This window comes from Enterobacter sp. 237C8, assembly GCF_034106865.1.
Classification (GTDB): Bacteria; Pseudomonadota; Gammaproteobacteria; order Enterobacterales; family Enterobacteriaceae; genus Enterobacter; species Enterobacter asburiae_B.
In genome coordinates, this window is sequence record NZ_JAWNDF010000002.1 from 255,906 (window position 1) to 282,068 (window position 26,163).

Sequence of the window (26,163 nt, forward strand, 5' to 3'; positions counted from 1 at the left end):
TGGCACATTAGCACCACCCCGTCGTCGTAAAAATCCCGTATGAAGACAGTTTGTTGAGGACAAATATGAAAAAACTCGTGTTGTCACTATCTCTGGTGCTGGCCTTTTCCAGCGCCACCGCGGCATTCGCAGCCATTCCGCAGAAAATTCGGATTGGTACCGATCCAACCTATGCGCCGTTCGAATCGAAGAATTCAAAGGGTGAACTGGTCGGTTTTGACATCGATCTGGCCAATGAGCTGTGCAAACGCATCAAAGCACAGTGTACCTACGTTGAGAACCCGCTGGATGCGCTGATCCCGTCCCTGAAAGCGAAAAAAATCGACGTAATTATGTCCTCGCTCTCCATCACCGAAAAACGCCAGCAGGAGATTGCCTTCACCGACAAACTCTACGCGGCCGATTCTCGTCTGGTGGTGGCTAAAGCTTCTGACATTCAGCCAACGCTGGAGTCCCTGAAAGGCAAACGCGTCGGCGTGCTGCAGGGCACCACGCAGGAAACCTACGGCAACGAACACTGGGCACCGAAGGGGATTGAAATCGTCTCCTATCAGGGCCAGGAAAATATCTACGCTGACCTGACGGCAGGCCGAATTGATGCGGCATTCCAGGATGAAGTCGCGGCAAGCGAAGGCTTCCTGAAAACGCCGGTGGGTAAAGATTACAAGTTTGGCGGCCCGTCCATTAAAGACGTGAAGTTGTTTGGTGTGGGCACCGGCATGGGCCTTCGCAAAGAAGACAACGAGCTGCGTGAGGCGCTGAACAAAGCGTTTGCTGAAATGCGCGCTGACGGCACCTACGACAAGCTGGCGAAAAAGTACTTTGATTTTAATGTTTACGGCGGCTAATCGCCCCGTCAAATAACGTGCGGCCCCTCCCGATGCGGGAGGGGAAAAGACACGGTTCCACCACTCACGATACGACAGGGCTCGCGGTATGCTGTACGGATTTTCTGGCGTTATTTTACAGGGCGCGCTTGTCACCCTTGAGCTGGCTATCAGCTCCGTGGTGCTGGCGGTGCTGATAGGTCTGGCGGGCGCAGGGGCGAAGCTTTCGGCTAACAAACCGCTGGCGCTCATATTTGAAGGCTACACCACGCTTATTCGCGGCGTTCCCGATCTGGTGCTGATGCTGCTTATCTTTTACGGTCTGCAGATTGCGCTTAACAGCGTAACGGACGCGATGGGCATGGGACAAATTGATATCGACCCGATGGTGGCCGGTATTATTACCCTCGGTTTTATCTACGGTGCCTACTTCACTGAAACCTTCCGCGGCGCTTACATGGCCGTGCCGAAAGGCCACATTGAGGCGGCAACCGCATTTGGTTTTACCTCTTCACAAACGTTTCGTCGGATTATGTTCCCGGCCATGATGCGCTATGCGCTGCCGGGCATCGGCAACAACTGGCAGGTTATCCTCAAAGCGACAGCGCTGGTCTCGCTGCTCGGTCTGGAAGACGTCGTGAAAGCGACTCAGCTGGCGGGCAAGAGCACCTGGGAGCCGTTCTACTTTGCGGTGGTCTGCGGCGTGATTTATCTGGTCTTTACGACCGCCTCCAATGGTGTGCTGCTTCTGCTCGAGCGTCGCTACTCCGTGGGTGTGAAGAGGGCTGACCTGTGATTGAGATTATTCAGGAATACTGGAAATCGCTGCTGTGGACGGATGGCTACCGCTTTACCGGCGTGGCGATTACGCTCTGGCTGCTGATCTCCTCCGTGGTGATGGGCGGCATTCTGGCGGTGTTTCTTGCCATTGGCCGCGTGTCGAACAATAAATTTATCCAGTTCCCGATCTGGCTGTTTACCTACGTGTTTCGCGGTACGCCGCTGTACGTGCAGCTGCTGGTGTTCTATTCGGGAATGTATACGCTTGAGATCGTAAAAGGCACTGAGATGCTGAATGCGTTCTTCCGCAGCGGCCTGAACTGTACGGTGCTGGCGTTGACGCTCAACACCTGCGCCTACACCACCGAGATTTTCGCCGGGGCAATTCGCTCTGTCCCTTACGGTGAGATTGAAGCGGCGCGCGCGTACGGCTTTTCCTCGGTGAAGCTTTATCGCTGCATTATTCTGCCGTCGGCACTGCGTATCGCGTTACCGGCGTACAGTAACGAAGTGATTTTGATGCTGCACTCCACCGCGCTCGCCTTTACCGCGACGGTGCCGGATCTGCTCAAAATCGCGCGCGATATTAACTCCGCGACCTATCAGCCGTTTACCGCGTTTGGCATTGCGGCGGTGCTCTATTTAATTATCTCTTATGTTCTGATTAGCCTGTTCCGTAAGGCTGAAAAACGCTGGTTGCAGCATATAAAACCTTCTTCGACGCACTGAGAAAGATGATGGCTGAGAACAAATTAAACGTTATTGATTTGCACAAACGCTACGGCGAACATGAAGTGCTGAAAGGGGTGTCGCTGCAGGCGAATGCGGGCGACGTGATCAGTATTATCGGCTCATCCGGCTCGGGTAAAAGTACCTTCCTGCGCTGCATTAACTTCCTCGAAAAACCGAGCGAAGGCTCGATTGTGGTGAGCGGGCAGAATATTAACCTGGTCCGTGATAAAGACGGCCAGCTGAAGGTCGCGGATAAACACCAGCTGCGCCTGCTGCGTACGCGCCTGACGATGGTGTTCCAGCACTTCAACCTCTGGAGCCACATGACTGTGCTGGAGAACGTGATGGAAGCACCGATTCAGGTGCTGGGCCTGAGCAAGCAGGAAGCCCGCGAGCGCGCGGTGAAATACCTGGCGAAAGTGGGTATCGACGAGCGCCAGCAGATGAAATACCCGGTGCATCTCTCCGGCGGTCAGCAGCAGCGCGTCTCCATCGCGCGCGCGCTGGCGATGGAGCCCGAAGTGCTGCTGTTCGACGAACCGACTTCCGCGCTGGACCCTGAACTCGTTGGCGAAGTGCTGCGCATCATGCAGAAGCTGGCCGAAGAGGGCAAAACGATGGTGGTGGTGACGCACGAGATGGGCTTCGCCCGTAACGTCTCGAACCACGTTATCTTCCTGCATCAGGGGAAAATTGAAGAGCAGGGCCACCCGGACGAGGTGCTGGCGAACCCGCAAAGCCCGCGTCTGCAGCAGTTCCTGAAAGGGTCGTTGAAGTAGGTTTTGCCTTTCCCCCTCTCCCTGTGGGAGAGGGGCGGGGTGAGGGCATCAGACCGCAGTGCAGCCCAATCGCCCGGTGGCGCTTCGCTTACCGGGCCTACGGACTGGGTGTTCTCCCTCTCCCTGTGGGAGAGGGTTGGGGTGAGGGCATCAAGCCGCACCGCACTCCAACCGATACACCCAGTCGTCATAGCGCACGCCGTCAATTTCATACGCCTTTTCCAGCACCTGCGTACGCACAAACCCGGCTTTCTCCAGCACCCGCACCGAACCGCCGTTATCTGCCAGCACGTACGCGTTAATCGCTTTCACGCGGGTCTGGTTAAACGCGTAATCACACACCGCGCGCAGCGCCTCGCTGGCAATCCCTTTTCCCTGCGCGGCAGGCACAACCGTATAGCCAATATCGGCCTCTTCACGATTCTCAGGGCTGATTTGCAGGCCGATATCGCCCAGCGGCGTATCGTCCTCCAGAGAGCGGATCACAAAGACATGCTCCGCCATCAGGCGCGCGGCAAACACGCGGCGGGTCTCTTTTTCCGGCGCGATGGCGGCCATGTAGCGCATGATGCTGCGATCTTCACGCAGCGAACGGAAGAAGGCCCAGTCAGTGGGTTCGAAAGGAGTGAGGTGAAGCCGGGGTGTGGTGATGGTTGCCATTGTTACGCCATATCTTCGGAACATGGCCTGTCACTGTAACATATTCACCGCACCACATCCCCCAGCGCCTCTTCTAATTCATACCAGCGGAACGCAAACCCGGCCGCTTCCAGCCGTTTTGGCAGCGCCCGCTGTCCGCCTAATACCAGCACAGAGGCTTCCCCCATCATCAGGCGAATGACCGTGGCAGGCACGCGCAAAATCGCCGGGCGGTGCAGGGCATGACCCAGCGCGTGGGCGAACTGTTCGTTACGCACCGGATACGGCGCAACCATGTTAAACGGCCCGCGCAGATCGTTATCCAGCAGCCAGAGAATACCGTTGACCATATCGTCGATATGGATCCAGGCCAGATACTGACGGCCATTACCGATCGGCCCACCGAGTCCAAGCCGGAAAGGGGGAAGCATCTTCGCCAGAATGCCGCCCTTCGGCGCAAGCACGACGCCGGTCCGCAGCAGGCAGACGCGGGTACGATCGCTCTGCGCCGCGCAGGCGATACGCTCCCACTGGGCGCAGAGCTTATGGGTAAACTCGTTATGCGGCGGCTCTTCCTCGGTCACCACCACCTCGCCGAGATCGCCGTAATAGCCTACCGCTGAACCTGAAATCAGCACCGAAGGCGGCGTGTGGCTATTGCGGATCAGCTCGACCAGCTTTTCAGTAATGTTCCACCGGCTGCTGCATAACAGCTGTTTTTGCTCTTCCGTCCAGCGCTTATCGGCGATGGGTTCACCCGCGAGGTTAATGACGGCGTCGAAGCCGTCCAGATTTTGCTGCTCGGCCAGATTTTTCCAGATATCGATACCCGCCCCGAGCACCTGGCGCGCTTTCTCCGGGCTGCGCGTGACCACGGTAATGTCGTGATGCAAGGCCTGCAGACGCGCAATGAGGTGACGACCAATAAGGCCCGTGCCGCCGGTCAGCAAAATCTTCATACAACCTCCAGGATTACGCCTGGCGTCGCCAGCTTAGCGTCATGGAGACGGAATCGGCGTAGCGCAGGGCGTGAAGTTTATCGATCTCAACTTCAGCATAAGTGACCCAGTGATGTTCGCGTGCGATATCGAGCACATCCTGAGTTAATTTTTCCAGCAGAGAGAAGCGGTTATTCTCCACGTACTGAATGATGTTTTTGGTAATTGTGCGGTAGTTCAGCGCGTCGTTGATGTCTTCGCTGGCCCGCGCTTTGTCTGCGGGATAGTGAATTACCACGTTAATGACAATATCCTGACGGTTGGCGATCTCTTCCTCTTTGATGCCGATGAAGGTGCGCAAGCGTAAATTTTTTATGCGAATAATAGCGTCTGGCTGTGACATTGCAGGTCTTCTCCGTGTCAGTATTTCCTGCTCATCATACATGAGAGGCTCGCAGGCACCCAGCCTCATAGCGGGTTAAATCTGCTGGATTTTTTGCATCGCTCGCTCGGTGGCCGGGCGGGTCCGAATGCGCTCAAACCAGTTATTCACCGCCGGGTAAGCGGCCAGGTCAATTCGGTGTTTTTCATGCGTATTCACCCACGGCCAGCAGGCGATGTCGGCAATACTGTAATGATCGCCCCCGAGCCACGGCGTTTTCTTCAGCCGACGGTTCAGAACGTCATAGAGCCGTTGAGTCTCAACCTGATAGCGTTCTATTGCATAAGGAATGGGCTGCGGGGCGTAAGCGGTAAAATGATGATTTTGCCCCAGCATGGGCCCCAGCCCGCTCGCCTGCCAGAAGAGCCATTGCAGGGTATGGTGACGCTCGCGCAGTTCGCCGCTCAGCAATTTGCCGGTTTTCTCCGCCAGGTAGAGCAAAATTTCACCGGATTCAAACAGGCTCAGCGGCCTGCCCCCGTCCGCCGGCTGGTTATCAATAATGGCCGGGATTTTATTATTCGGCGAGATAGCCAGAAAGAGAGGGCTGAACTGTTCGCCTTTGCTGATATCCACGCGAATGATCCTGTAATCCAGCTCGGCTTCTTCAAGAAAGAGGGTGATCTTATGGCCGTTTGGGGTAGGGGCGTAATAAAGGTCGATCATTCTCAACTCCTGTCCATGCGAATAGTGGTGCCATGACAAATGAGTATAGGTGGTTGTTGTAAATCGTGAGTTTTCATCAAGTGACAGCGAGGCAAAGAGATTATATGTTGAGTAAAAACCCGATCAGCCGATGAGGATGTTATGAACCAGCCCGTAATCACGTTGTGGTCCGATGCGAATTTCTTTTCTCCCTATGTTATGAGCGTATACGTTGCGCTGGCCGAAAAAGGACTCACTTTTACGCTGAAGACCGTTGATCTCGACGGCGGTGAGCATCTCAAGCCACAGTGGCAGGGTTACGACCTGACCCGACGCGTGCCGGTGCTGGAGATCGACGGTTTTGCCCTGAGCGAATCGTCGGCGATTGATGAATATCTGGAAGATAGGTTCGCGCCGCCCGAGTGGGAGCGGATCTATCCGCACGACCTGCAAAAACGCGCGCGGGCGCGGCAGATCCAGGCGTGGCTGCGAAGCGATCTGGTGCCAATTCGCGTGGAACGCTCAACGGACGTCGTGTTTGCCGGGGTCAAAAAGCCAGCGCTCAGCGCAGAAGGCCGTGAAAGCGCGCAAAAACTGATTGAAACCGCCACCTCGCTCCTCGCACACGGCAACCCGAACCTGTTCGGCGAGTGGTGCATCGCCGACGCCGATCTGGCGTTGATGCTAAACCGCCTGATCCTCAACGGCGATGAGGTGCCGCAGCTGCTGGTGGATTATGCCGCGTTTCAGTGGCAGCGCGCCTCCGTGCAGCGCTATGTGGCACTCTCGGCTAAGCGCGCGGGCTGATAAGCCCTGACGCTTCAGGTATGATGGGGGCAGTCTGTTTTCCCGAGGAGTGACTGATGAAACTGATGTTTGCGTCGGATATCCATGGATCGCTGCCCGCTACCGAGCGTGTCCTTTCCCTGTTTGCACAAAGCGGCGCGCAGTGGCTGATTATTCTGGGGGATGTCCTCAACCACGGCCCGCGCAACGCGCTGCCGGAGGGCTACGCTCCGGCGCAGGTCGCGGAAAAGCTCAACCCGTTTGCCTCGCGCATTATTGCCGTTCGCGGCAACTGCGACAGCGAGGTGGACCAGATGCTGCTGCATTTTCCCCTTACCGCGCCATGGCAACAGGTGCTGCTGGAACAAAGCCGCCTGTTCCTGACGCACGGGCATCTTTTTAGCCCGGATAATCTCCCGGCGCTCGCGGCTGGCGATGTCCTGGTTTACGGTCATACTCATATTCCGGTTGCTGAAAAACGCGGTGAGATTTATCACTTCAATCCGGGTTCGGTCAGCATACCGAAAGGCGGTTATCCTGCGAGCTATGGCATGCTGGATGGAAATACCCTGAGCGTTATCGCACTTAATGATCAGCAAGTTATTGCGCAGGTAGCGATTAATCCGTAAGTTACACCTCAACTGCAAACGCGCCGAAAGAGCGCTTAGAAGAGAAGGTTTCCCGATGGTGGAGCAGAGTCATTTGGCAAGTACAGAGTGGGTTGACATTGTCAGCGAAGAGAATGAAGTGATCGCGCAGGCAAGCCGCGAACAAATGCGTGCGGAGCGTCTGCGTCACCGCGCAACATACATCGTTGTGCACGACGGTATGGGCAAAATTCTGGTCCAGCGCCGCACGGACACCAAAGATTTTCTCCCGGGTATGCTGGATGCCACCGCTGGCGGTGTTGTCCAGGCAGATGAAGTGCTGCTGGATTCCGCACGTCGAGAAGCAGAAGAAGAGTTAGGCATCGCCGGTGTGCCGTTTGCCGAGCACGGTCAGTTCTATTTCGAAGACGAAAACTGCCGCGTCTGGGGCGGGCTGTTTAGCTGCGTCTCCCACGGCCCGTTCGCTCTCCAGGAAGAAGAGGTGAGTGAAGTCAGCTGGATGACGCCGGAAGAGATCACAGCGCGTTGTGACGAGTTTACGCCGGATTCGTTAAAAGCGCTGGCGCTGTGGATGACCCGCAACGCCAAAAACGAATCGACCAAATCAGAGAAAGAGGAAGAAGCTGAGTAAGCGTCAGCAACTCTCTCTCAGACACAGACTGGACGCGATGGGCTTTTGATCGCGCCAGTCCCCGTCATTCAGACGCTCCAGTAGCGCGTTCCCGGCTTCAACGCCAATCTTACGATGCGGCACCGCCATCGTCGTCAGCGGCGGCTGACAGACGCGGCTCACGTCGCTATCGCCAAAGCCGACCACCGCCAGATCGTCCGGCACCTTGATTCGTCTGCGCTGACACTCGTACAGCGCCCCGCAGGCCAGCTCGTCAGAGACGCATACCAGCGCATCCAGTTCCGGCCACGCCAGCAGGAATTCAGGCAGCTGTGCCGCGCCGGTCGAGAAGCTCGGCGGCATCGCCGCGTTAATGACCCGGTTCGGCGACATATGGTGGCGAAGCATGGCTTTGTACCAGCCCTGCAAATGCTGCTGGAAAATCCACTGCTCCTGGTTGGCGCAAAGCAGGCCAATATTTTGGTAGCCGCGCTTAATCACCATTTCCGTAAGTTCATACATGGCCGCTACGTTATCAATCCCGATATTCATATCAATCGGGTCGGCGCGCATGGCACCCATTTCCATCACCGGAATAGAGGCGTTTTTCAGCCAGTGGCGAACGGTATCGGTATGTTCAACGCTGAGCAGGATAGCGGCGGCAATATTCGATGCCAGCAGCGTCTCCAGCAATTTCTCCTCCTGCTCAAGACGATGCTGGGATTCAGCCAGCATGATCTGATACCCGGCAGGCTGTAGCACCTGCTGTAGTCCGGCGAACATCTCCGAGCATCCGGCTTCGGAGAGGTTAGGCACCACCATGGCTATCGTCCATGACGACGCCGAGGCCAGCGCGCTGGCGGCAAGATTAGGCATATAACCCAGCTCCTGCACGGCAGCTTCAATTTTTTCACGTAGTTTATCGGAAACCTGTTCGGGCGTGCGGAGTGCACGGGACACGGTCATCGTGCCCACACCGGCAAGCTGTGCGACATCGGCGAGTGTCACTTTACCGGTACTGCGCCGTTTTCGGGTTAGAGACATACACCTTCCTGCTGACCAGACGCGTTCTTCATTTCCTTCGCTTCACGTGACAGGCAGTATACGCCTTAAATCCCTTTTTTTGCTGTGATTTAGCGCCGTGATCGCAATTTGATAGCGCTATCACATTTCTGCATGTTAACGGTTGGTAGCGCTATCTTTGTGATCGCGATCGCAGTCATTCAGCGATGTGTTGAATAAAGTTTGCTCATCTTTAGCGTGTAGCGGGAGTGAAAAATGCTCAAAAAATGGATATATGATACAACCATCACGCTACAGGATAGCGTGGAAAACTGGCCGCAGGCGCTTGAGCTGTGCGCGAAGCCGCTTCTGGATTTGCAGGTGATTGAGCCTGAATACGTCACGGCCATCATCCAGCAGCACCACACGTTAGGACCCTATTATGTGCTGGCACCAGGGCTGGCGATGCCGCACGCGCGGCCGGAGGAAGGCGCCAAAGGACTGGGGTTGTCTTTATTAAAACTAAAACAGGGCGTCTCGTTTGGTGCCGGTGAGTTTGACCCTGTCGATGTGATTATTATGCTCGCGGCACCGGATAAACATAGCCACATCGAAATGATATCCGCACTCGCAGAATTATTTTCCAGCGACGAGGATATGGAGAAACTGCATCAGGCGAATACCCTGGAGGAAATTAAAACGATTATTGACCGCTTCTGATTTAATTCTTTAATCCGATTATTCACAACATTACGCGACAGCGTGATGGGGCGTGCTCTACTCAAAATAAGGGGACAACAATGAAAATCATGGCTATTTGCGGCTCCGGCCTGGGCAGCAGTTTTATGGTCGAAATGAATATTAAAAAGGTACTTAAAAAACTGGAGATTGAGGCTGAGGTTGAACATTCCGATCTCTCCTCGGCCACGCCGGGCGCGGCCGATCTGTTCGTGATGGCAAAAGACATTGCGGCCAGCGCCAGCGTGCCGGAAAGCCAGCTGGTGGTGATTAACAACATCATCGACATCAACGAACTTGAAGCGCAGCTGCGCGCCTGGTTCGAAAGACAATAACCCTGATAAGGCGAGGTGGATATGTTTATCCTTGAAACGCTGAATTTCGTTGTTGATATTTTAAAAGTCCCTTCGGTGCTGGTCGGCTTAATTGCGCTTATTGGTCTGGTTGCGCAGAAAAAAGCGTTTTCGGACGTGGTGAAAGGGACGATTAAAACCATTCTTGGCTTTATTGTGCTGGGCGGCGGTGCCACGGTGCTGGTGGGGTCATTAAATCCTTTGGGCGGTATGTTTGAGCACGCCTTTACGATTCAGGGCATTATTCCAAACAATGAAGCGATTGTGTCAATTGCGCTGGAAAAATACGGTGCAGCGACCGCGCTGATTATGGCCTTCGGCATGGTGGCGAATATTATCGTCGCGCGCTTTACCCGCCTGAAGTACATCTTCCTGACCGGGCACCACACGTTTTATATGGCGTGCATGATTGGCGTGATCCTGACGGTAGCGGGCTTTGAGGGCGTGGGGCTGGTCTTTACCGGCTCGCTGATCCTCGGCCTGATCATGGCCTTCTTCCCGGCGATTGCCCAGCGCTACATGAAGCGCATTACCGGCAACGATGAGATTGCCTTCGGCCACTTCGGCACGCTGGGCTACGTGCTGTCCGGCTGGATTGGCAGCAAGGTGGGCAAAGGCTCCCGCTCAACCGAAGAGATGAACCTGCCGAAGAACCTGAGCTTCCTGCGCGACAGCTCGATCTCCATCTCCCTGACCATGATGATTATCTACCTGATCATGGCGGTGAGCGCCGGTCGTGAGTACGTGGAGGCCAACTTCAGCGGCGGTCAGAACTACCTGGTCTACGCCATCATCATGGCGATCACCTTCGCGGCGGGCGTGTTCATCATCCTGCAGGGCGTACGCCTGATTCTGGCGGAAATCGTTCCGGCCTTTACCGGCTTCTCGGAAAAGCTGGTGCCGAACGCGCGTCCTGCGCTGGACTGCCCGGTTGTGTATCCGTATGCGCCAAACGCGGTGCTGATTGGCTTCCTGTTCAGCTTCCTCGGCGGGATTGTAGGGTTGTTCATCTGCGGTCAGTTTAGCTGGGTGCTGATCCTCCCGGGCGTGGTGCCGCACTTCTTCACCGGCGCAACGGCGGGCGTGTTCGGTAACGCCACCGGCGGACGCCGCGGGGCAATGATTGGCGCCTTTGCTAACGGCCTGCTGATCACCTTCCTGCCGGTCCTGCTGCTGCCGGTGCTGGGCGCCATTGGCTTTGCCAACACCACCTTCTCGGACGCCGACTTTGGCGCGGTCGGAATTGTCCTCGGCAACCTGGCGCGCTTCCTGTCGCCGCTTGCCATCACCGGACTGGTTGTGGCGTTGTTCGCGCTGCTGGTGGCGTACAACGTCTTCGCGAAAAACAAACCTGCGGGCGGTAACGCGCAGGAAAACACCGGAGCCAAATCATGAATGAGAAAGAGATAACCGAACTCGCGCGTCAGATCCGTCTTGAGACGCTGAAATCCCTGACGCAGCTGGGCTTTGGACACTATGGCGGCAGTATGTCAGTGGTTGAAACCCTGTCCGTACTGTACGGCGCGGTGATGAAAATCGACCCGGCGGATCCGGACTGGCCGGAGCGAGACTATTTTGTCCTGTCGAAAGGTCATGCGGGCCCGGCGCTCTACAGCACGCTGGCGATCAAGGGCTACTTCCCGGTGGAAGAGCTGAGCACCCTGAACCAGAACGGCACGCGCCTGCCAAGCCACCCGGACCGTCTGAAAACGCGCGGCGTGGACGCCACCACCGGTTCGCTGGGGCAGGGGATCTCAATTGCCGGCGGTATGGCGCTCTCGCACAGGCTGGCGGGGCGACCGAACCGCGTCTTCTGCATCGTCGGTGACGGCGAGCTGAACGAGGGGCAGTGCTGGGAAGCCTTCCAGTTTATCGCTCATCATCGCCTTAACAACCTGACGGTGTTCGTGGACTGGAACAAACAGCAGCTCGACGGCGAGCTGGACGAAATTATCAGCGCGTTCGACCTGGAGGGGAAATTCCGCGCCTTTGGCTTTGACGTGGCGACGGTGAAGGGCGACGACATCCCGGGACTGCTGGCGGTGACGTCGCGTATCCCGGCTGCCGACGCGCGTCCGTTAGTCGTCATCCTCGACAGCATCAAAGGGCAGGGGGTGCCGTACCTGGAACAGCTCAGCAACTCGCACCACCTGCGGTTGACCGCGGAGAGCAAAGCGGCCCTCAACGAGACGATTCGCCAACTGGAGGCTTCACATGATTAAGGTTGCACCGGCAGGAGAGAAAGACGCCGTTGAGATGCGTAAGGTCTACGCGGGCTTCGTGGCAAAGCAGATTGAGGCAGGAAGCGAGATTATCGCCCTGGAAGCGGATCTGATGAGCTCGATGGCGATGGACGGCGTGGCGCGCGATTATCCGCAGCACGTGATTAACTGCGGCATTATGGAGGCCAACGTCATCGGCACCGCGGCGGGGCTGTCGCTTACCGGGCGTAAACCGTTCGTTCATACCTTCACCGCGTTTGCCAGCCGTCGCTGCTTCGACCAGCTGTTTATGTCCCTGGACTATCAGCGCAACAACGTGAAGGTAATTGCCTCGGATGCGGGCGTGACGGCCTGCCATAACGGCGGGACGCATATGTCGTTTGAGGATATGGGCATCGTACGCGGTCTGGCGCATTCGGTGGTGCTGGAGGTGACCGACGCGGTGATGTTTGAGGACGTGCTGCGCCAGCTTATCGACCTCGAAGGCTTCTACTGGGTACGCACCATCCGTAAGCAGGCGCCGAGCGTGTATGCCCCGGGCTCAACCTTCACCATTGGTAAAGGCAACGTGCTGCGCGAAGGAACCGATATTACCCTGATTGCCAACGGCATCATGGTGGCGGAAGCGCTGGAAGCGGCGCGCCAGCTTGAGCAGGAGGGGGTCAGCGCGGCGGTCATCGACATGTTTACCCTGAAGCCCATCGACCGGATGCTGGTGAAAAACTACGCCGAGAAAACCGGTCGCATCGTCACCTGTGAAAACCACAGTATTCACAACGGCCTGGGATCGGCGGTGGCGGAGGTGCTGGTGGAAACCTGCCCGGTACCGATGCGGCGGGTGGGCGTCAAGGAGCGTTACGGCCAGGTGGGGACACAGGATTTCCTGCAGAAGGAGTATGGCCTGACGGCACATGACATTGTATCGGCGGCGCGAGAGCTGCTGTAAATAAAAAAGGCGACCCGTTAAGTGGTCGCCTTTTTGTTGCCCGGTAAGCGCTGGCGCCACCGGGCTTTTTAACATTACTGCTGCTGCGAAGACTGGATCGCGGTCAGCGCGATGGTGTAGACGATATCGTCAACCAGCGCGCCACGAGACAGGTCGTTCACAGGTTTGCGCATGCCCTGCAGCATTGGCCCGATGGAGATCAGGTCTGCTGAACGCTGCACCGCTTTATAGGTGGTGTTACCGGTGTTCAGATCCGGGAAGATGAACACGGTAGCGCGACCTGCAACCGGCGAGTTCGGCGCTTTGGATTTCGCAACGTCGGCCATCACGGCGGCGTCGTACTGCAGCGGGCCGTCGATCATCAGGTCAGGACGTTTTTCCTGCGCCAGACGGGTCGCTTCACGTACTTTCTCTACGTCGCTACCAGCACCAGAGGTACCGGTGGAGTAGGAGAGCATTGCTACGCGCGGTTCGATACCGAAGGCAATCGCGGAGTCCGCGGACTGGATAGCGATTTCTGCCAGCTGTTCTGCGGTTGGATCCGGGTTGATCGCGCAGTCGCCGTAAACGTAAACCTGTTCAGGCAGCAGCATGAAGAACACGGAAGAAACCAGAGAGCTGCCTGGCGCGGTTTTGATCAGCTGCAGCGGTGGACGGATGGTGTTCGCCGTGGTGTGAACCGCACCGGAAACCAGACCGTCAACTTCGTCCTGCTCAAGCATCAGCGTGCCCAGCACCACGTTGTCTTCCAGCTGTTCGCGCGCAACGGCTTCGGTCATGCCCTTGCTCTTACGCAGCTCAACCAGACGAGCAACGTAGCTCTCGCGAACCACTTCAGGGTCAACGATTTCGATGCCAGCGCCCAGCTCAACGCCCTGAGACGCCGCAACGCGGGTGATCTCATCCGGGTTACCCAGCAGCACACAGGTCGCGATGCCGCGCTCTGCACAGATAGCAGCCGCTTTAACGGTACGTGGTTCGTCGCCTTCTGGCAGAACAACGCGTTTGCCCGCTTTACGCGCCAGCTCGGTCAGCTGATAACGGAATGCTGGAGGAGACAGGCGGCGGCTGCGCTCGGAGGTTGCAGTCAGGGATTCGATCCAGTCTGCGTTGATGTAGCCCGCAACGTATTCCTGAACTTTCTCGATACGCTCGTGGTCATCAACCGGCACTTCCAGGTTGAAGCTCTGCAGGCTCAGGGAGGTCTGCCAGGTGTTGGTATTCACCATGAAGACCGGCAGGCCGGTCGCAAACGCGCGTTCGCACAGCTTGCTGACGCGTGGGTCCATCTCGTAGGCACCGGTCAGCAGGATCGCACCGATTTCCACGCCGTTCATCGCGGCCAGGCAGGCGGCAACCAGTACGTCAGGACGGTCTGCGGAGGTTACCAGCAGGGAACCTGCGCGGAAGTGTTCCAGCATGTGCGGAATGCTGCGCGCACAGAAGGTCACGGACTTCACGCGGCGGGTGTTGATGTCGCCTTCGTTAACGATGGTAGCGTTCAGGTGACGCGCCATATCGATTGCACGGGTGGCAATCAGATCGAAGCTCCATGGCACCGCGCCCAGTACTGGCAGAGGGCTAGATTCCTGCAGCTTAGCCGGGTCAACTTTGATGACTTTCGCTTTGGAAGAGTCGTCGAAAATCTCGGACAGGTCAGGGCGAGTACGTCCCTGCTCATCCACCGGTGCGTTCAGCTTGTTCACGATCACGCCGGTGATGTTGGTATTTTTCGCGCCGCCGAAGCTGCTGCGCGTCAGTTCGATACGCTCGTTCAGCTGCTCTGGGGTGTCGGTGCCCTGAGACATCACGAAAACGATCTCTGCGTTCAGGGTTTTCGCGATTTCAAAGTTAAGAGACTGGGCAAACTGGTGTTTGCGCGTCGGGACCAGGCCTTCAACCAGCACCACTTCCGCGTCTTGCGCGTTAGCATGGTAGTTGGCGATGATCTCTTCCATCAGCACGTCTTTCTGGTTGCTGGACAGCAGAGACTCAACGTGGCTCATCTTCAGCGGTTCAGCCGCTGGCAGATTGGAGTTCTTGCGAACGATAGTGGTGGTCTGGTCTGGCGCATCGCCACCAGCACGTGGCTGGGCGATTGGCTTAAAGACGCTCAGACGAACGCCTTTGCGTTCCATAGCACGGATAACGCCAAGGCTGACGCTGGTCAGGCCGACGCTGGTTCCGGTAGGGATCAGCATAATAGTACGGGACACGGTTTATCCTCTTTCGTTACCGCCGCAATTGGGCGGGTTACAAAACAGCACCGCCAGCATTGCTGGCGGTGTGGAATCAGGCAGTCAGGCGGTGCGCGTCTTGCGCAATGACCAGTTCTTCGTTAGTTGGGATAACGAGAGCAGGGCGGGTGCCTTCTTTGTTGATGAAGCCAGACTTGCCGAAGCGGGCAGCCAGGTTACGCTCGTGATCAACGTCGAAGCCCAGAACGCCCAGTTTGCCCAGGGACAGTTCACGAACCATTGCCGCGTTCTCACCGATACCACCGGTGAAGATAACCGCGTCCAGACGACCGTCCATCAGCGCAGTGTAAGAGCCGATGTACTTCGCCAGACGGTGGCAGTAAACGTCCATTGCACGTTTAGCGTCTTCTTTCTCTGCGTAGTTGTCTTCAACGTAACGGCAGTCGCTGGTGACTTCGGTCAGACCCAGCAGGCCAGACTCTTTGGTCAGCATTTTGTTGATCTGGTCAACGCTCATGCCCAGGGTGTCGTGCAGGTGGAAGATGATCGCCGGGTCGATGTCACCGGAACGGGTACCCATCACCAGACCTTCCAGCGGGGTCAGACCCATGGAAGTATCAACACATTTACCGTTGCGGATAGCAGAAACAGAACCACCGTTGCCCAGGTGGCAGGTGATGATGTTCAGTTCTTCAACCGGCTTGTTCAGAACTTTTGCGGCTTCCTGAGTCACATAGAAGTGGCTGGTGCCGTGCGCGCCGTAGCGACGTACGCCGTGTTCTTTGTACAGGCTGTATGGCAGGGCATAGAGGTAAGACTCTTCCGGCATGGTCTGATGGAACGCGGTGTCGAATACGGCCACGTTTTTGTCTTTCAGATTCGGGAAGGATTTCAGCGCTTCAGCGATACCGATCAGGTGAGCCGGGTTGTGCAGCGGTGCGAAGGACGCAGAGTCCTTGATGCCCTGGATCACAGATTCGTCGATCACGACGGAGCTGGTGTATTTTTCGCCGCCGTGGACGATACGGTGACCAATCGCAGTCAGCTGAGCAGACAGTTCTGGTTTTTGTGCCAGAATAGTGTTAACGATAAAGTTCAGCGCTTCACTGTGAGCGGCGCCTGCACCTAAAGCCGCTTCTTGTTTGCTGCCGTCCATCTTCCACTTGATACGTGCTTCAGGCAGATGGAAACATTCGGCCAAACCAGAGAGGTATTCGTCACCGTTGAGCGCATCGATGATGGCGAATTTCAGTGAGGAGCTACCGCAGTTCAGAACCAGTACTAACTTACTCGACATGGAAGTACCTATTATTGATACGTGGCTAAAAAAACGTCAGTGAGTCTAACAGCGTAACGCATGAGGACTCAGACATTTATGATTAACATCATGCCAAACGAACATTGTGGCATGATGGAAGAAATAACTATGATTTTATGCCATTTTGCACAATTTTCAGCCAATGGCATAATATGCAATAATTTGACGAGTTAATGATTCTCGTCTAGGGCCCTATCAGGCTGGCACAGGATACCCGATACGGGGTAGAGATGACAAAATATTTTGAACGTTGTCATAGCTTGTTGTGGTTTTGCACGAAAATTTTAATTTTTATATGTGAAGTTGAGGTACAGCCATGTCGACACCAGAGAACCCGTCCGTAAATTTCTTTAGTCTGTTTCGTCGGGGACAGTATTACGCAAAGACGTGGCCGATGGAAAAGCGCCTTGCGCCGATGTTCATTGAGAATCGCACTATCCGCGCCACGCGCTATGCGATTCGCTTTATGCCGCCTGTCGCTGTCTTTACGCTGTGCTGGCAGATTGCGTTGGGCGGCCAGCTTGGCCCTGCCGTCGCGACGGCGCTCTTCGCCTTAAGCCTGCCGATGCAAGGCCTGTGGTGGTTAGGTAAACGGTCCATCACTCCGCTTCCCCCTTCTATTTTACACTGGTTTTATGAAGTGCGCGGAAAACTGGAGGAGGCCGGACAGGCGCTCGCCCCGGTCGAAGGCAAGCCGGACTACCAGGCGCTGGCGGACACGTTAAAGCGCGCTTTTAAGCAACTGGATAAAACATTTCTCGATGATTTGTGATTGATCATCGAAACGACGACGAAAAGAAGGCACAGTAACAATCAGTTACCGTGTCTTTTTTTTAAAGTGCAATGCGCTACAGGAGTCGAAAGATGGAAATGACCCATGCTCAACGTCTGATTTTGTCCAACCAGTACAAGATGATGACTATGCTTGATCCCGATAACGCTGCGCGCTACAGCCGCCTGCAAACCATCGTCGAACGCGGTTTTGGTTTGCAAATGCGCGAACTGGACCGCGAGTTTGGCGAGCTGAAAGAAGAAACCTGTCGCATCGTGATCGACATTATGGAGATGTATCACGCCCTGCACGTGTCCTGGACGAATCTCAAAGATCAGCAGTCCATCGACGAGCGCCGCGTGACCTTCTTAGGCTTTGATGCCGCAACGGAAGCGCGTTATCTGAGCTATGTTCGCTTTATGGTGAATACAGAAGGGCGCTATACCCACTTTGACGCGGGCACCCACGGCTTCAACGCGCAGACCCCTATGTGGGATAAATATCAGCGAATGCTAAGCGCGTGGCACGCCTGCCCGCGTCAGTACCATTTAAGCAGCAACGAAATTCAACAAATCATTAATGCCTGACGGAGGTGCGTGTGCAGTGTAGAGGTTTTCTGTTTGATCTGGACGGTACGCTGGTGGATTCGCTGCCGGTTGTGGAGCGTTCCTGGTGCCATTGGGCTGACAGACATGGCATAGAGCATCAGGACGTGCTGAATTTTATCCATGGCAAACAGGCCATCACCTCGCTACGGCACTTCCTGGCCGGACGCTCTGAGGACGAAATTCAGGCGGAGTTCAAATACCTGGAACATATTGAAGCCACGGATACGGACGGCATCACAGCCTTACCGGGCGCGCGCGAGCTGCTTGAGCATCTGAACGAAGCGCAGATCCCGTGGGCTATCGTTACCTCAGGCTCCATTCCCGTCGCCCACGCCCGTCACAAGGCGGCAGCTCTGCCGACGCCAGAAGTGTTTATCACGGCGGAGCGCGTAAAGCGCGGTAAACCGGAGCCCGACGCGTTTTTACTGGGCGCTGAACTGCTGGGCCTCGAGCCTGAAGAGTGCGTGGTGGTGGAAGACGCGGCCGCTGGCGTACTGGCCGGGCTGAACGCCGGAAGCCACGTTATCGCGGTGAATGTTCCGGCGGGATCTCCCCGCCTGGAGGAGGCAGACTTTGTGCTGGATTCACTGACGGCGCTGGCTGTTTCGAAAGCCTCTGACGGGGTTGTAACCGTCTCGCTAAAAATGTAATCACATGATATAGCCCCACATTGCTGGGGCTTTTTTATGGCAAAATTCCTCATCTCCCACTGACAAGGACATGTTGTGAACGGTGAACTGATTTGGGTCCTGAGCCTGCTTTTAATCGCCATCCTTCTTTTTGCAACGGGCAAGGTACGCATGGACGCCGTCGCCTTGTTTGTCATCGTCGCGTTTGTGCTGAGCGGTACGCTCACGCTGCCGGAAGCCTTCTCCGGGTTTAGCGATCCCAACGTTATCCTGATTGCCGCCCTGTTTATTATTGGTGATGGGCTGGTGCGTACCGGCGTGGCGACCATCATGGGATCGTGGCTGGTGAAGGTGGCGGGCAGCAGCGAAACCAAAATGCTGATCTACCTGATGGTGACCGTCGCCGGGCTGGGAGCGTTTATGAGCTCAACGGGCGTGGTCGCCATCTTTATCCCGGTGGTGCTGAGCGTCTCCATGCGGATGCAGATCTCGCCGTCGCGCCTGATGATGCCCCTGAGTTTTGCCGGTTTGATTAGCGGCATGATGACGCTGGTGGCAACGCCGCCGAACCTGGTCGTCAACAGCGAGCTGATCCGGGAAGGATTCCAGGGCTTCAGTTTTTTCAGCGTCACCCCGCTTGGGCTGGTCATTCTGGTGATGGGCGTGGTCTACATGCTGCTGACCCGGTTTGCCCTGAAAGGTGAAAAACAGGACAAAAATAAAGAAGGGTGGAAGCGACGCACCTTCCGCGATCTGATTAAAGAGTACCGTCTCACCGGGCGCGCGCGCCGTCTGGCTATTCGTCCCGGCTCGCCGATGGTGGGACAGCGTCTTGACGACCTGAAGCTGCGTGAGCGCTATGGCGCAAACGTGATTGGCGTAGAGCGCTGGCGTCGTTTTCGCCGGGTTATTGTCAACGTCAACGGGGTGTCGGAATTCCGCGCGCGGGACGTCCTGCTGATTGATATGTCGACCGCGGACGTGGATCTGCGCGAGTTTTGCAGCGAGCAGCTGCTGGAACCGATGGTGCTGCGCGGGGAGTATTTCTCCGATCAGGCACTGGATGTCGGCATGGCCGAAGTATCGCTGATCCCGGAATCGGAACTGCTGGGCAAAACCGTGCGGGAAATGGGGTTCCGAACCCGCTATGGCCTGAATGTCGTGGGGTTGAAGCGCGATGGCGTAGCGATGGAAGGGGCGGTGGTGGATGAGCCGATCCTGCTGGGCGATATCTTCCTTGTTGTTGGTAACTGGAAGCTAATTAGCCAGCTTGGGCAAAAAGGGCGCGATTTTGTGGTGCTCAACATGCCTGTCGAGGAGAGCGACGCGTCGCCTGCGCACAGCCAGGCGCCCCACGCGATTTTTTGTCTGGTGCTGATGGTGGCGCTGATGCTGACCGATGAAATTCCCAATCCGGTCGCGGCAATCATCGCCTGCCTGTTGATGGGCAAATTCCGCTGCATTGACGCCGAAAGCGCCTATAAAGCCATTCACTGGCCGAGCATTATCCTGATCGTCGGGATGATGCCCTTCGCCCTGGCGCTGCAAAAAACCGGCGGGGTGGATCTGATTGTTAAAGGCTTAATGGACGTTGGCGGCGGGTATGGGCCGTACATGATGCTGGTCTGTCTGTTTATCATGTGCGCCACCATCGGTCTGTTTATCTCCAATACCGCGACGGCGGTACTGATGGCGCCGATTGCGCTGGCGATGGCCAAATCCATGGGCGTGTCGCCGTATCCCTTTGCGATGATGGTCGCAATGGCGGCCTCCGCGGCATTTATGACGCCGGTCTCTTCACCGGTGAATACGCTGGTGCTGGGGCCCGGGAATTATAAGTTCAGTGATTTCGTGAAGCTGGGCGTGCCGTTCACCGTGCTGGTGATGGTGGTGTGCGTGGTGTTGATACCGGTCCTGTTCCCGTTCTGATAATTTTGCCGGGTGGCGGCTGCGCCTTACCCGGCCTGTAACCCGCAGGCCCTGCAAGCGCAGCGCCGCTGGGCAAACAGATTATAACGGTGAATCCTGGCTAATCTCATCCAGCGACAGATGGAAGCTTGGCACAAACACCTGCATAAAATAGTCCATCTCTTCGCTGCGTCGGGATTCCAGCGTTTTTTCCAGACGCGTTTTCGCCAGTAAAAATTCGTTATTCCCCGCAGACAGCTCTTCCAGACACTTCAGATAGGCGCAGAGCGCGTCGGCCTGCTTGACCAGCGACTTTTCATCTTCCGTGTACTGAAGCTCATCGATGAGCGGCTCAAAAATGTCGCGCAACTCATCCGGCACCATGTCAATCAGCTTCTGCTGGGCAATTTTCTCGATGGCCTTATATTCCTGCGCAATTTGCGAGTTGAAATATTTCACCGGCGTGGGCAGGTCGCCGGTCAGCACTTCTGACGCATCGTGGTACATCGCCAGCAGGGCGATGCGCTCTGGATTGACCTGGCCGTTGAATTTGCGGTTTTTAATGGCGGCCAGCGCATGAGCAACCATGGCAACCTGCAGGCTGTGCTCTGACACGTTCTCTGTGCGCACGTTGCGCATCAGCGGCCAGCGGTTGATGAGTTTCAGGCGGGAGAGGTGGGCAAAGAAATGACTCTGACTCATAGGTTACCTTTTGTCTTCACTGCGACAGGCATTCATTGTGCGGGGAGGGGAGGGAAGATGCAAATCAGGCTACCGAAGTAGCCTGATTTTAAGATTACTGATGGTATCCGGAGAGGAAGCGTCCGAAGCGGCTGATGGCCATTTCGAGGTCATCTTCGCGCGGCAGCGTCACGATACGCACGTGATCCGGCCACGGCCAGTTAAACGCCGTCCCCTGAACCAGCAGCACTTTTTCCTGAAGCAGGAAATCCAGCACCATTTTCTGATCGTCATGAATATTGAAGCGCTTCGCGTCAATTTTCGGGAACATATACAGCGCGCCATTCGGCTTCACGCAGGAGACGCCCGGGATATCGTTGATCAGCTCCCACGCGCGGTTACGCTGTTCGTACAGGCGACCACCGGGAACGATGAACTCGCTAATGCTCTGATAGCCGCCGAGCGCCGTCTGGATCGCGTGCTGCGCCGGAACGTTGGCACATAAACGCATCGAGGCCAGCATCTCCAGCCCTTCGATATAGCCTTTGGCGTGCTTTTTCGGGCCGTTCAGTACCATCCAGCCCTGACGGAAACCGGCCACGCGGTAGGTTTTAGACAGGCCGTTAAAGGTGACGGTCAGCAGATCCGGGGCCAGCGCAGCGATTGAGTGGTGCTGTGCCGCGTCGTACAGGATCTTGTCGTAGATTTCGTCGGCAAAGATGATCAGGTTGTGCTGGCGGGCGAGCTCGACGATCTCCATCAGCAGCTCTTTTGAGTACACCGCGCCCGTTGGGTTGTTCGGGTTAATGATCACGATGCCGCGCGTACGGGGCGTGATTTTTGCGCGAATATCATCGAGGTCCGGGAACCAGTCGGAGGACTCGTCGCACAGATAGTGCACGGCTTTCCCGCTCGACAGTGATACGGCAGCCGTCCACAGCGGATAGTCCGGCGCGGGCACCAGCATTTCGTCCCCGCTGTTCAGCAGCGCCTGCATCGCCTGCACGATCAGTTCGGAAACGCCATTGCCGATATAGATATCTTCAACGGTAACATCACGCATACCGCGCGCCTGGTAGTGCTGCATGATGGCTTTACGTGCGGAGTAAAGTCCTTTTGAATCGCAATAGCCTTGTGCAGTAGGAAGGTTGCGGATCACATCAACCAGAATTTCATCCGGCGCTTCAAAACCAAATGGCGCAGGGTTACCAATGTTGAGTTTCAGAACCTTGTTGCCTTCCTCTTCAAGGCGTTTTGCCTCTTTCAGAACCGGGCCGCGGATGTCATAACAGACGTTATCTAGCTTGCTGGATTTTTCGATAGGGGACATGAACCTTTAACCTTTTCGCTATTATTGCCGCTCCCTGCCGTGGAAGTCAGCACGGAATAATGTACTCCCCCCTCGCTTCGTTTTGAAGGGTGTGCAGTAGAAGATTTTGTGCCTGGAGCAAAATTTTGATAAATCTTTTTCGCTGTGCGTTAGCTTTTTTACTGTCTTAAAGTTGTGCGCATGGCACGATGATAGGTTAAATGTGCTATTCATTTGTCAGAATTCTGTATATTGTGCTGGTAAAAATAAGTGGTGAACCTGACAACGGTAGCAATCACCCTGCGTGACTTTTCGTAAAACCTGAATGCTTGATACATGTTCCTGTAAAAGCATAATGTGGCTAAAAGTTACTCATGTGAAATTAATGTTAAGTGCCATTAATGAATGGTCTTAATCTAAATTAAAATTTATTTATTATTAACCTATAAAATGCAACTTTAGTTAATTTTAATAAAATTAGTTTAGAAGCTTAACATTCTTCTTTAATCCTCAATATTGCAATAAGACTTATAAATAAAGTGGATTTGGGTTAAGATGTCTTTCAGGAAAGCAGAGGACAGATGCAAAAATTTTGTATATCTGGCACTGACTTTTCGAATTAATTGATTGTTATTGTTGGAGTTATCTCTGGCTGGAATGTGTCGCACATCTCCTGCTACGTTGACAGCGCTGCGATAAAGATGGCAGAAAAGGTGTTATACCTTTAATGTAATTTACATAAACCTGCGAACATCTAAATATCCTGAACGTTTAAGAGAATAAAAATAACGTCATGAAACGTGCTTTCTGACTGTTGATATAAAGCAGCACAATAACTATCTGTCAGGCAGTCTGCCGGGCCGGGATGCGAGGGAAAACCTTCAGAGGGAATTGCTTAACTGTTACACACAGCTTCAACCCGGGCAGCTCCGCACGAGCAACCTGAAAGTGAATAGATATGATAAATGCAAATCGTCCGATAATGAATCTCGACCTCGATCTGCTGAGAACGTTTGTTGCGGTCGCCGATCTCAACACTTTTGCAGCAGCTGCTGCCGCCGTTTGCCGAACTCAGTCCGCCGTTAGCCAGCAAATGCAGCGGCTGGAGCAACTGGTTGGTAAAGAGCTTTTTGCACGTCACGGGCGTAATAAGCTCTTAACGGAACACGGTATTCAGCTACTGGGTTATGCCAGGAAAATTCTTCGCTTTAATGATGAAGCATGTATGTCATTAATGTTTAGCAACCTTCAAGGGGTGCTAACGTTAGGCGCATCTGATGAGTCAGCGGATACTATATTGCCGTTTCTTCTCAACCGTATTAGTTCGGTTTATCCGAAGCTTGCGCTGGACGTTAGCGTAAAACGTAATGCCTTTATGGTTGAGATGTTAAATGAGCACAAAGTCGACCTTGTGGTGACGACGCATCGTCCCGGGCAGTTTGATTGCCTGACGCTGCGCACATCACCTACACACTGGTATTGCGCAGCCGAGTACGTGCTGCAAAAAGGGGAGCCGGTTCCGCTGGTCTTGCTGGATGACCCGAGCCCGTTCCGCGATATGGTGCTCACGGCGCTGAATGAGGCCAACATTCCGTGGCGTCTGGCGTATGTGGCTTCCACGCTGCCAGCGGTTCGTGCCGCCGTGAAGGCCGGTCTGGGCGTAACGGCCCGTCCGGTAGAGATGATGAGCCCCGATCTGCGCGTTCTGGGGAAATCCGACGGTCTTCCTGCGCTGCCGGATACGGAGTATCTGCTCTGCCACAATTCGTCCAGCCATAACGAGTTGGCCAAAGTGGTGTTCGAGGCGATGGAAAACTACCATAACCCGTGGCAATTCGAGCGCGTTACCTCCGAAGGGGGGGATGACTCCCTGATCGTCGAAGGGGATTTTGAGTGATCGATAGCTCAATATTCTGGTAACAAAATGTAAGTGTAAAAAACAGCCACTCGTGTGATTTTCACATGCAGTGGCTTTTTTTACGCAATAATACCCGCTTATGGCGCAAGGGTTTTCAGGATACTCTCTTATTTATCAATAAGCTGAATACTTTTGCTTAAAACTTGTCCGTTTTCCGTTCTAACTTCGCCCATATCCCTCTCATGTTAAAAAAACAGGAAATATGTTGCCGTTTTCCATGTTGAATTAACAAAAGCGTGTCGCAGATCAAGAAAATACTCCTATTTGGGGGGAGGAATCGTTGGCAAATCCTGTCAAAATAGGAGGGTTATTTTTTTTACTTCCGAAACGGACACGATTCAACAACATACATTTGACGGAATGTCATGCACCCACCAGGGTTAAAGGGCACCAAATGTTAATGAGAATCGCTCGATGTAATTTAATGTGAAGAAACCTTTGTTAAAGTTGACAATAGGTTATAGAAAGGAGTAAAAAACCCCATCATTTTGCTGTCTACGTCTCATTTCTGACAGTTAGTGTAAGGTTATTTGTTCCTCCCCATGAATCGATGTGATGCCCATCTGCCAGCAAGAGCAGTGTCGTTGGTATCACTTTTGATGAGTAAGCAATGAGTATGTCAACATCCACAGAAGTCATCGCTCATCACTGGGCATTCGCAATCTTTCTTATTGTAGCCATTGGCCTGTGCTGCCTGATGTTAGTCGGCGGCTGGTTCCTGGGCGGTCGCGCCCGTGCAAGGCACAAAAACACACCTTTCGAATCAGGTATTGATTCAGTAGGTTCCGCTCGCTTACGCCTGTCTGCCAAGTTCTATCTGGTAGCCATGTTCTTCGTCATCTTCGACGTGGAAGCGCTTTACCTTTTCGCATGGTCAACGTCCATCCGCGAAAGTGGTTGGGTGGGCTTTGTCGAGGCCGCAATTTTCATTTTAGTGCTACTGGCCGGTCTGGTTTATCTGGTGCGTATTGGCGCGCTTGACTGGACGCCTGCGCGTTCACGTCGTGAACACATCAACCCGGAAAACAGTATCTCTAATCGTCAGCAGTAACAGCGAGGCAATAAGATGGATTATACGCTCACCCGCATAGATCCTAACGGTGAGAATGACCGTTACCCCCTGCAAAAACAGGAGATCGTAACCGACCCCCTGGAGCAAGAAGTCAATAAAAGCGTGTACATGGGCAAGCTCGAACATGCCATGCACGATATGGTCAACTGGGGTCGTAAGAACTCCATCTGGCCTTACAACTTTGGTCTTTCTTGCTGCTACGTTGAAATGGTGACGTCATTCACTGCGGTGCATGACGTTGCGCGTTTTGGGGCCGAGGTACTCCGTGCTTCCCCGCGTCAGGCTGACCTGATGGTGGTTGCCGGTACGTGCTTTACCAAGATGGCACCTGTTATTCAGCGTCTGTATGACCAGATGCTGGAGCCAAAATGGGTTATCTCCATGGGCGCATGTGCAAACTCTGGCGGTATGTACGACATTTATTCCGTCGTGCAGGGCGTAGATAAATTTATCCCAGTGGATGTGTACATCCCGGGTTGTCCGCCACGTCCGGAAGCCTACATGCAGGCGCTGATGCTGCTGCAGGAATCTATTGGTAAAGAACGTCGCCCACTGTCGTGGGTTGTTGGCGATCAGGGTGTGTATCGCGCGAACATGCAGTCTGAGCGCGAGCGTAAACGTGGTGAACGTATTGCCGTCACCAATCTGCGTACGCCTGACGAAATTTAATTTGCGCCTGTAGGCCTGGAGAACACCTTCGCAT

At 54.9% G+C, this 26,163-nt stretch carries 28 protein-coding genes; 19 read left to right on the forward strand and 9 right to left on the reverse strand.

Annotation, left to right across the window (positions count from 1 at the left end):
* Window positions 1-65: 65 nt before the first annotated feature.
* The 4 genes from hisJ to hisP all read left to right on the forward strand — a co-directional run bounded on the left by hisJ (window position 66) and on the right by hisP (window position 3,118).
* Entirely contained in the window at window positions 66-848 is a 783-nt protein-coding gene (gene hisJ, locus USF70_RS11145; RefSeq protein ID WP_023336423.1) for a histidine ABC transporter substrate-binding protein HisJ, read from the forward strand.
* A gap of 88 nt (window positions 849-936) precedes the next feature.
* Window positions 937-1,623, forward strand: coding sequence for a histidine ABC transporter permease HisQ (locus tag USF70_RS11150; protein ID WP_023336422.1), 687 nt, complete (start codon window positions 937-939; stop codon window positions 1,621-1,623).
* A complete protein-coding gene (locus USF70_RS11155; RefSeq protein ID WP_008502590.1) occupies window positions 1,620-2,336 on the forward strand; it encodes an ABC transporter permease in 717 nt (238 codons plus the stop codon). Before USF70_RS11150 ends, USF70_RS11155 begins: the two co-directional genes overlap by 4 nt.
* Before the next feature lie 8 nt (window positions 2,337-2,344).
* On the forward strand, window positions 2,345-3,118 hold the full coding sequence (gene hisP, locus USF70_RS11160; RefSeq protein WP_023312558.1) for a histidine ABC transporter ATP-binding protein HisP: 774 nt from the start codon (window positions 2,345-2,347) through the stop codon (window positions 3,116-3,118).
* Between the two features lie 150 nt (window positions 3,119-3,268).
* Here the strand turns inward: hisP and USF70_RS11165 are convergent, their stop codons facing one another.
* From USF70_RS11165 to yfcG, 4 genes are all read right to left on the reverse strand, one after another.
* Window positions 3,269-3,778: a GNAT family N-acetyltransferase gene (locus USF70_RS11165; RefSeq protein WP_320735633.1), complete on the reverse strand. Its 510-nt coding sequence runs from the start codon at window positions 3,776-3,778 to the stop codon at window positions 3,269-3,271.
* A gap of 44 nt (window positions 3,779-3,822) precedes the next feature.
* Window positions 3,823-4,716: a TIGR01777 family oxidoreductase gene (locus USF70_RS11170; RefSeq protein ID WP_033146089.1), complete on the reverse strand. Its 894-nt coding sequence runs from the start codon at window positions 4,714-4,716 to the stop codon at window positions 3,823-3,825.
* A 13-nt stretch (window positions 4,717-4,729) separates the two neighbouring features.
* The gene (folX, locus tag USF70_RS11175; protein WP_023312555.1) at window positions 4,730-5,098 is read right to left on the reverse strand and encodes a dihydroneopterin triphosphate 2'-epimerase; all 369 of its coding nucleotides are present in this window, start codon (window positions 5,096-5,098) and stop codon (window positions 4,730-4,732) included.
* 75 nt (window positions 5,099-5,173) lie between these two features.
* The gene (gene yfcG, locus USF70_RS11180) at window positions 5,174-5,803 is read right to left on the reverse strand and encodes a GSH-dependent disulfide bond oxidoreductase (protein WP_023312554.1); all 630 of its coding nucleotides are present in this window, start codon (window positions 5,801-5,803) and stop codon (window positions 5,174-5,176) included.
* 141 nt (window positions 5,804-5,944) lie between these two features.
* Between yfcG and yfcF the strand changes: the two genes are divergently transcribed.
* From yfcF to yfcD, 3 genes are read left to right on the forward strand one after another with little or no spacing between them, the layout of a single operon-like run.
* On the forward strand, window positions 5,945-6,589 hold the full coding sequence (gene yfcF / locus USF70_RS11185; RefSeq protein ID WP_032643441.1) for a glutathione transferase: 645 nt from the start codon (window positions 5,945-5,947) through the stop codon (window positions 6,587-6,589).
* 56 nt (window positions 6,590-6,645) lie between these two features.
* Window positions 6,646-7,197, forward strand: a complete 552-nt coding sequence (gene yfcE / locus USF70_RS11190; protein ID WP_320735634.1) for a phosphodiesterase — start codon at window positions 6,646-6,648, stop codon at window positions 7,195-7,197.
* A gap of 55 nt (window positions 7,198-7,252) precedes the next feature.
* Window positions 7,253-7,807 (forward strand): NUDIX hydrolase YfcD, encoded by a 555-nt coding sequence (yfcD, locus tag USF70_RS11195; protein ID WP_023312551.1) that lies wholly within the window; start codon window positions 7,253-7,255, stop codon window positions 7,805-7,807.
* A 3-nt stretch (window positions 7,808-7,810) separates the two neighbouring features.
* On the opposite strand, the gene USF70_RS11200 is transcribed toward yfcD, so the two are convergent.
* A complete protein-coding gene (locus USF70_RS11200; protein WP_033146085.1) occupies window positions 7,811-8,830 on the reverse strand; it encodes a LacI family DNA-binding transcriptional regulator in 1,020 nt (339 codons plus the stop codon).
* 234 nt (window positions 8,831-9,064) lie between these two features.
* Here USF70_RS11200 and USF70_RS11205 point away from each other — a divergent pair, with 234 nt between their 5' ends.
* The 5 genes from USF70_RS11205 (at window position 9,065) to USF70_RS11225 (ending at window position 13,047) form a co-directional block, all read left to right on the forward strand.
* Window positions 9,065-9,508, forward strand: a complete 444-nt coding sequence (locus USF70_RS11205; protein WP_047060619.1) for a PTS sugar transporter subunit IIA — start codon at window positions 9,065-9,067, stop codon at window positions 9,506-9,508.
* Window positions 9,509-9,588: 80 nt separating this feature from the next.
* Window positions 9,589-9,861 (forward strand): PTS sugar transporter subunit IIB, encoded by a 273-nt coding sequence (locus USF70_RS11210; RefSeq protein ID WP_003861447.1) that lies wholly within the window; start codon window positions 9,589-9,591, stop codon window positions 9,859-9,861.
* Window positions 9,862-9,882: 21 nt separating this feature from the next.
* Window positions 9,883-11,274, forward strand: a complete 1,392-nt coding sequence (locus USF70_RS11215) for a PTS ascorbate transporter subunit IIC (RefSeq protein WP_320735635.1) — start codon at window positions 9,883-9,885, stop codon at window positions 11,272-11,274.
* Window positions 11,271-12,101 carry a transketolase gene (locus USF70_RS11220; RefSeq protein WP_320735636.1) on the forward strand — a complete coding sequence of 277 codons (831 nt, stop codon included), beginning with the start codon at window positions 11,271-11,273 and terminating at the stop codon, window positions 12,099-12,101. The genes USF70_RS11215 and USF70_RS11220 overlap by 4 nt, the downstream gene beginning before the upstream one ends.
* A complete protein-coding gene (locus tag USF70_RS11225) occupies window positions 12,094-13,047 on the forward strand; it encodes a transketolase family protein (RefSeq protein ID WP_023312546.1) in 954 nt (317 codons plus the stop codon). Before USF70_RS11220 ends, USF70_RS11225 begins: the two co-directional genes overlap by 8 nt.
* Window positions 13,048-13,121: 74 nt before the next feature.
* Here the strand turns inward: USF70_RS11225 and pta are convergent, their stop codons facing one another.
* Entirely contained in the window at window positions 13,122-15,263 is a 2,142-nt protein-coding gene (gene pta, locus USF70_RS11230) for a phosphate acetyltransferase (protein ID WP_023312545.1), read from the reverse strand.
* A gap of 76 nt (window positions 15,264-15,339) precedes the next feature.
* A complete protein-coding gene (gene ackA / locus USF70_RS11235; protein WP_033146081.1) occupies window positions 15,340-16,542 on the reverse strand; it encodes an acetate kinase in 1,203 nt (400 codons plus the stop codon).
* A gap of 337 nt (window positions 16,543-16,879) precedes the next feature.
* Here ackA and yfbV point away from each other — a divergent pair, with 337 nt between their 5' ends.
* The 4 genes from yfbV (at window position 16,880) to USF70_RS11255 (ending at window position 20,501) form a co-directional block, all read left to right on the forward strand.
* Window positions 16,880-17,335: a terminus macrodomain insulation protein YfbV gene (gene yfbV, locus USF70_RS11240; protein WP_048975401.1), complete on the forward strand. Its 456-nt coding sequence runs from the start codon at window positions 16,880-16,882 to the stop codon at window positions 17,333-17,335.
* 92 nt (window positions 17,336-17,427) lie between these two features.
* Window positions 17,428-17,922 carry a YfbU family protein gene (locus USF70_RS11245; protein WP_008502874.1) on the forward strand — a complete coding sequence of 165 codons (495 nt, stop codon included), beginning with the start codon at window positions 17,428-17,430 and terminating at the stop codon, window positions 17,920-17,922.
* A gap of 11 nt (window positions 17,923-17,933) precedes the next feature.
* Window positions 17,934-18,593 carry a sugar phosphatase gene (locus tag USF70_RS11250; RefSeq protein WP_320735637.1) on the forward strand — a complete coding sequence of 220 codons (660 nt, stop codon included), beginning with the start codon at window positions 17,934-17,936 and terminating at the stop codon, window positions 18,591-18,593.
* 75 nt (window positions 18,594-18,668) lie between these two features.
* Window positions 18,669-20,501: an SLC13 family permease gene (locus USF70_RS11255; protein WP_033146079.1), complete on the forward strand. Its 1,833-nt coding sequence runs from the start codon at window positions 18,669-18,671 to the stop codon at window positions 20,499-20,501.
* An 81-nt stretch (window positions 20,502-20,582) separates the two neighbouring features.
* On the opposite strand, the gene yfbR is transcribed toward USF70_RS11255, so the two are convergent.
* Window positions 20,583-21,182 (reverse strand): 5'-deoxynucleotidase, encoded by a 600-nt coding sequence (yfbR, locus tag USF70_RS11260; protein ID WP_182931011.1) that lies wholly within the window; start codon window positions 21,180-21,182, stop codon window positions 20,583-20,585.
* 94 nt (window positions 21,183-21,276) lie between these two features.
* Window positions 21,277-22,491 carry an alanine transaminase AlaA gene (gene alaA, locus USF70_RS11265; RefSeq protein ID WP_008500204.1) on the reverse strand — a complete coding sequence of 405 codons (1,215 nt, stop codon included), beginning with the start codon at window positions 22,489-22,491 and terminating at the stop codon, window positions 21,277-21,279.
* A gap of 937 nt (window positions 22,492-23,428) precedes the next feature.
* Here alaA and lrhA point away from each other — a divergent pair.
* The 3 genes from lrhA (at window position 23,429) to nuoB (ending at window position 26,129) form a co-directional block, all read left to right on the forward strand.
* Window positions 23,429-24,367 carry a transcriptional regulator LrhA gene (gene lrhA, locus USF70_RS11270; RefSeq protein ID WP_029741933.1) on the forward strand — a complete coding sequence of 313 codons (939 nt, stop codon included), beginning with the start codon at window positions 23,429-23,431 and terminating at the stop codon, window positions 24,365-24,367.
* Between the two features lie 631 nt (window positions 24,368-24,998).
* Window positions 24,999-25,439 carry an NADH-quinone oxidoreductase subunit NuoA gene (gene nuoA / locus USF70_RS11275; protein ID WP_014171000.1) on the forward strand — a complete coding sequence of 147 codons (441 nt, stop codon included), beginning with the start codon at window positions 24,999-25,001 and terminating at the stop codon, window positions 25,437-25,439.
* Window positions 25,440-25,454: 15 nt separating this feature from the next.
* The gene (gene nuoB / locus USF70_RS11280; protein ID WP_003861482.1) at window positions 25,455-26,129 is read left to right on the forward strand and encodes an NADH-quinone oxidoreductase subunit NuoB; all 675 of its coding nucleotides are present in this window, start codon (window positions 25,455-25,457) and stop codon (window positions 26,127-26,129) included.
* The last annotated feature ends 34 nt before the right edge of the window (window positions 26,130-26,163 follow it).

What these genes read in the sequence shown, in the direction of transcription:
- ackA (WP_033146081.1), bottom strand. Translation starts at nt 16,542, where the DNA reads ATGTCGAGTAAGTTAGTACTGGTTCTGAACTGCGGTAGCTCCTCACTG.
- alaA (WP_008500204.1), bottom strand. Translation starts at nt 22,491, where the DNA reads ATGTCCCCTATCGAAAAATCCAGCAAGCTAGATAACGTCTGTTATGAC.
- USF70_RS11205 (WP_047060619.1), top strand. Translation starts at nt 9,065, where the DNA reads ATGCTCAAAAAATGGATATATGATACAACCATCACGCTACAGGATAGC.
- USF70_RS11210 (WP_003861447.1), top strand. Translation starts at nt 9,589, where the DNA reads ATGAAAATCATGGCTATTTGCGGCTCCGGCCTGGGCAGCAGTTTTATG.
- yfcF (WP_032643441.1), top strand. Translation starts at nt 5,945, where the DNA reads ATGAACCAGCCCGTAATCACGTTGTGGTCCGATGCGAATTTCTTTTCT.
- USF70_RS11220 (WP_320735636.1), top strand. Translation starts at nt 11,271, where the DNA reads ATGAATGAGAAAGAGATAACCGAACTCGCGCGTCAGATCCGTCTTGAG.
- hisJ (WP_023336423.1), top strand. Translation starts at nt 66, where the DNA reads ATGAAAAAACTCGTGTTGTCACTATCTCTGGTGCTGGCCTTTTCCAGC.
- folX (WP_023312555.1), bottom strand. Translation starts at nt 5,098, where the DNA reads ATGTCACAGCCAGACGCTATTATTCGCATAAAAAATTTACGCTTGCGC.
- hisP (WP_023312558.1), top strand. Translation starts at nt 2,345, where the DNA reads ATGGCTGAGAACAAATTAAACGTTATTGATTTGCACAAACGCTACGGC.
- USF70_RS11245 (WP_008502874.1), top strand. Translation starts at nt 17,428, where the DNA reads ATGGAAATGACCCATGCTCAACGTCTGATTTTGTCCAACCAGTACAAG.
- USF70_RS11150 (WP_023336422.1), top strand. Translation starts at nt 937, where the DNA reads ATGCTGTACGGATTTTCTGGCGTTATTTTACAGGGCGCGCTTGTCACC.
- yfcD (WP_023312551.1), top strand. Translation starts at nt 7,253, where the DNA reads ATGGTGGAGCAGAGTCATTTGGCAAGTACAGAGTGGGTTGACATTGTC.
- nuoB (WP_003861482.1), top strand. Translation starts at nt 25,455, where the DNA reads ATGGATTATACGCTCACCCGCATAGATCCTAACGGTGAGAATGACCGT.
- yfbV (WP_048975401.1), top strand. Translation starts at nt 16,880, where the DNA reads ATGTCGACACCAGAGAACCCGTCCGTAAATTTCTTTAGTCTGTTTCGT.
- USF70_RS11215 (WP_320735635.1), top strand. Translation starts at nt 9,883, where the DNA reads ATGTTTATCCTTGAAACGCTGAATTTCGTTGTTGATATTTTAAAAGTC.
- USF70_RS11200 (WP_033146085.1), bottom strand. Translation starts at nt 8,830, where the DNA reads ATGTCTCTAACCCGAAAACGGCGCAGTACCGGTAAAGTGACACTCGCC.
- yfcG (WP_023312554.1), bottom strand. Translation starts at nt 5,803, where the DNA reads ATGATCGACCTTTATTACGCCCCTACCCCAAACGGCCATAAGATCACC.
- USF70_RS11170 (WP_033146089.1), bottom strand. Translation starts at nt 4,716, where the DNA reads ATGAAGATTTTGCTGACCGGCGGCACGGGCCTTATTGGTCGTCACCTC.
- USF70_RS11225 (WP_023312546.1), top strand. Translation starts at nt 12,094, where the DNA reads ATGATTAAGGTTGCACCGGCAGGAGAGAAAGACGCCGTTGAGATGCGT.
- yfbR (WP_182931011.1), bottom strand. Translation starts at nt 21,182, where the DNA reads ATGAGTCAGAGTCATTTCTTTGCCCACCTCTCCCGCCTGAAACTCATC.
- lrhA (WP_029741933.1), top strand. Translation starts at nt 23,429, where the DNA reads ATGATAAATGCAAATCGTCCGATAATGAATCTCGACCTCGATCTGCTG.
- yfcE (WP_320735634.1), top strand. Translation starts at nt 6,646, where the DNA reads ATGAAACTGATGTTTGCGTCGGATATCCATGGATCGCTGCCCGCTACC.
- USF70_RS11165 (WP_320735633.1), bottom strand. Translation starts at nt 3,778, where the DNA reads ATGGCAACCATCACCACACCCCGGCTTCACCTCACTCCTTTCGAACCC.
- nuoA (WP_014171000.1), top strand. Translation starts at nt 24,999, where the DNA reads ATGAGTATGTCAACATCCACAGAAGTCATCGCTCATCACTGGGCATTC.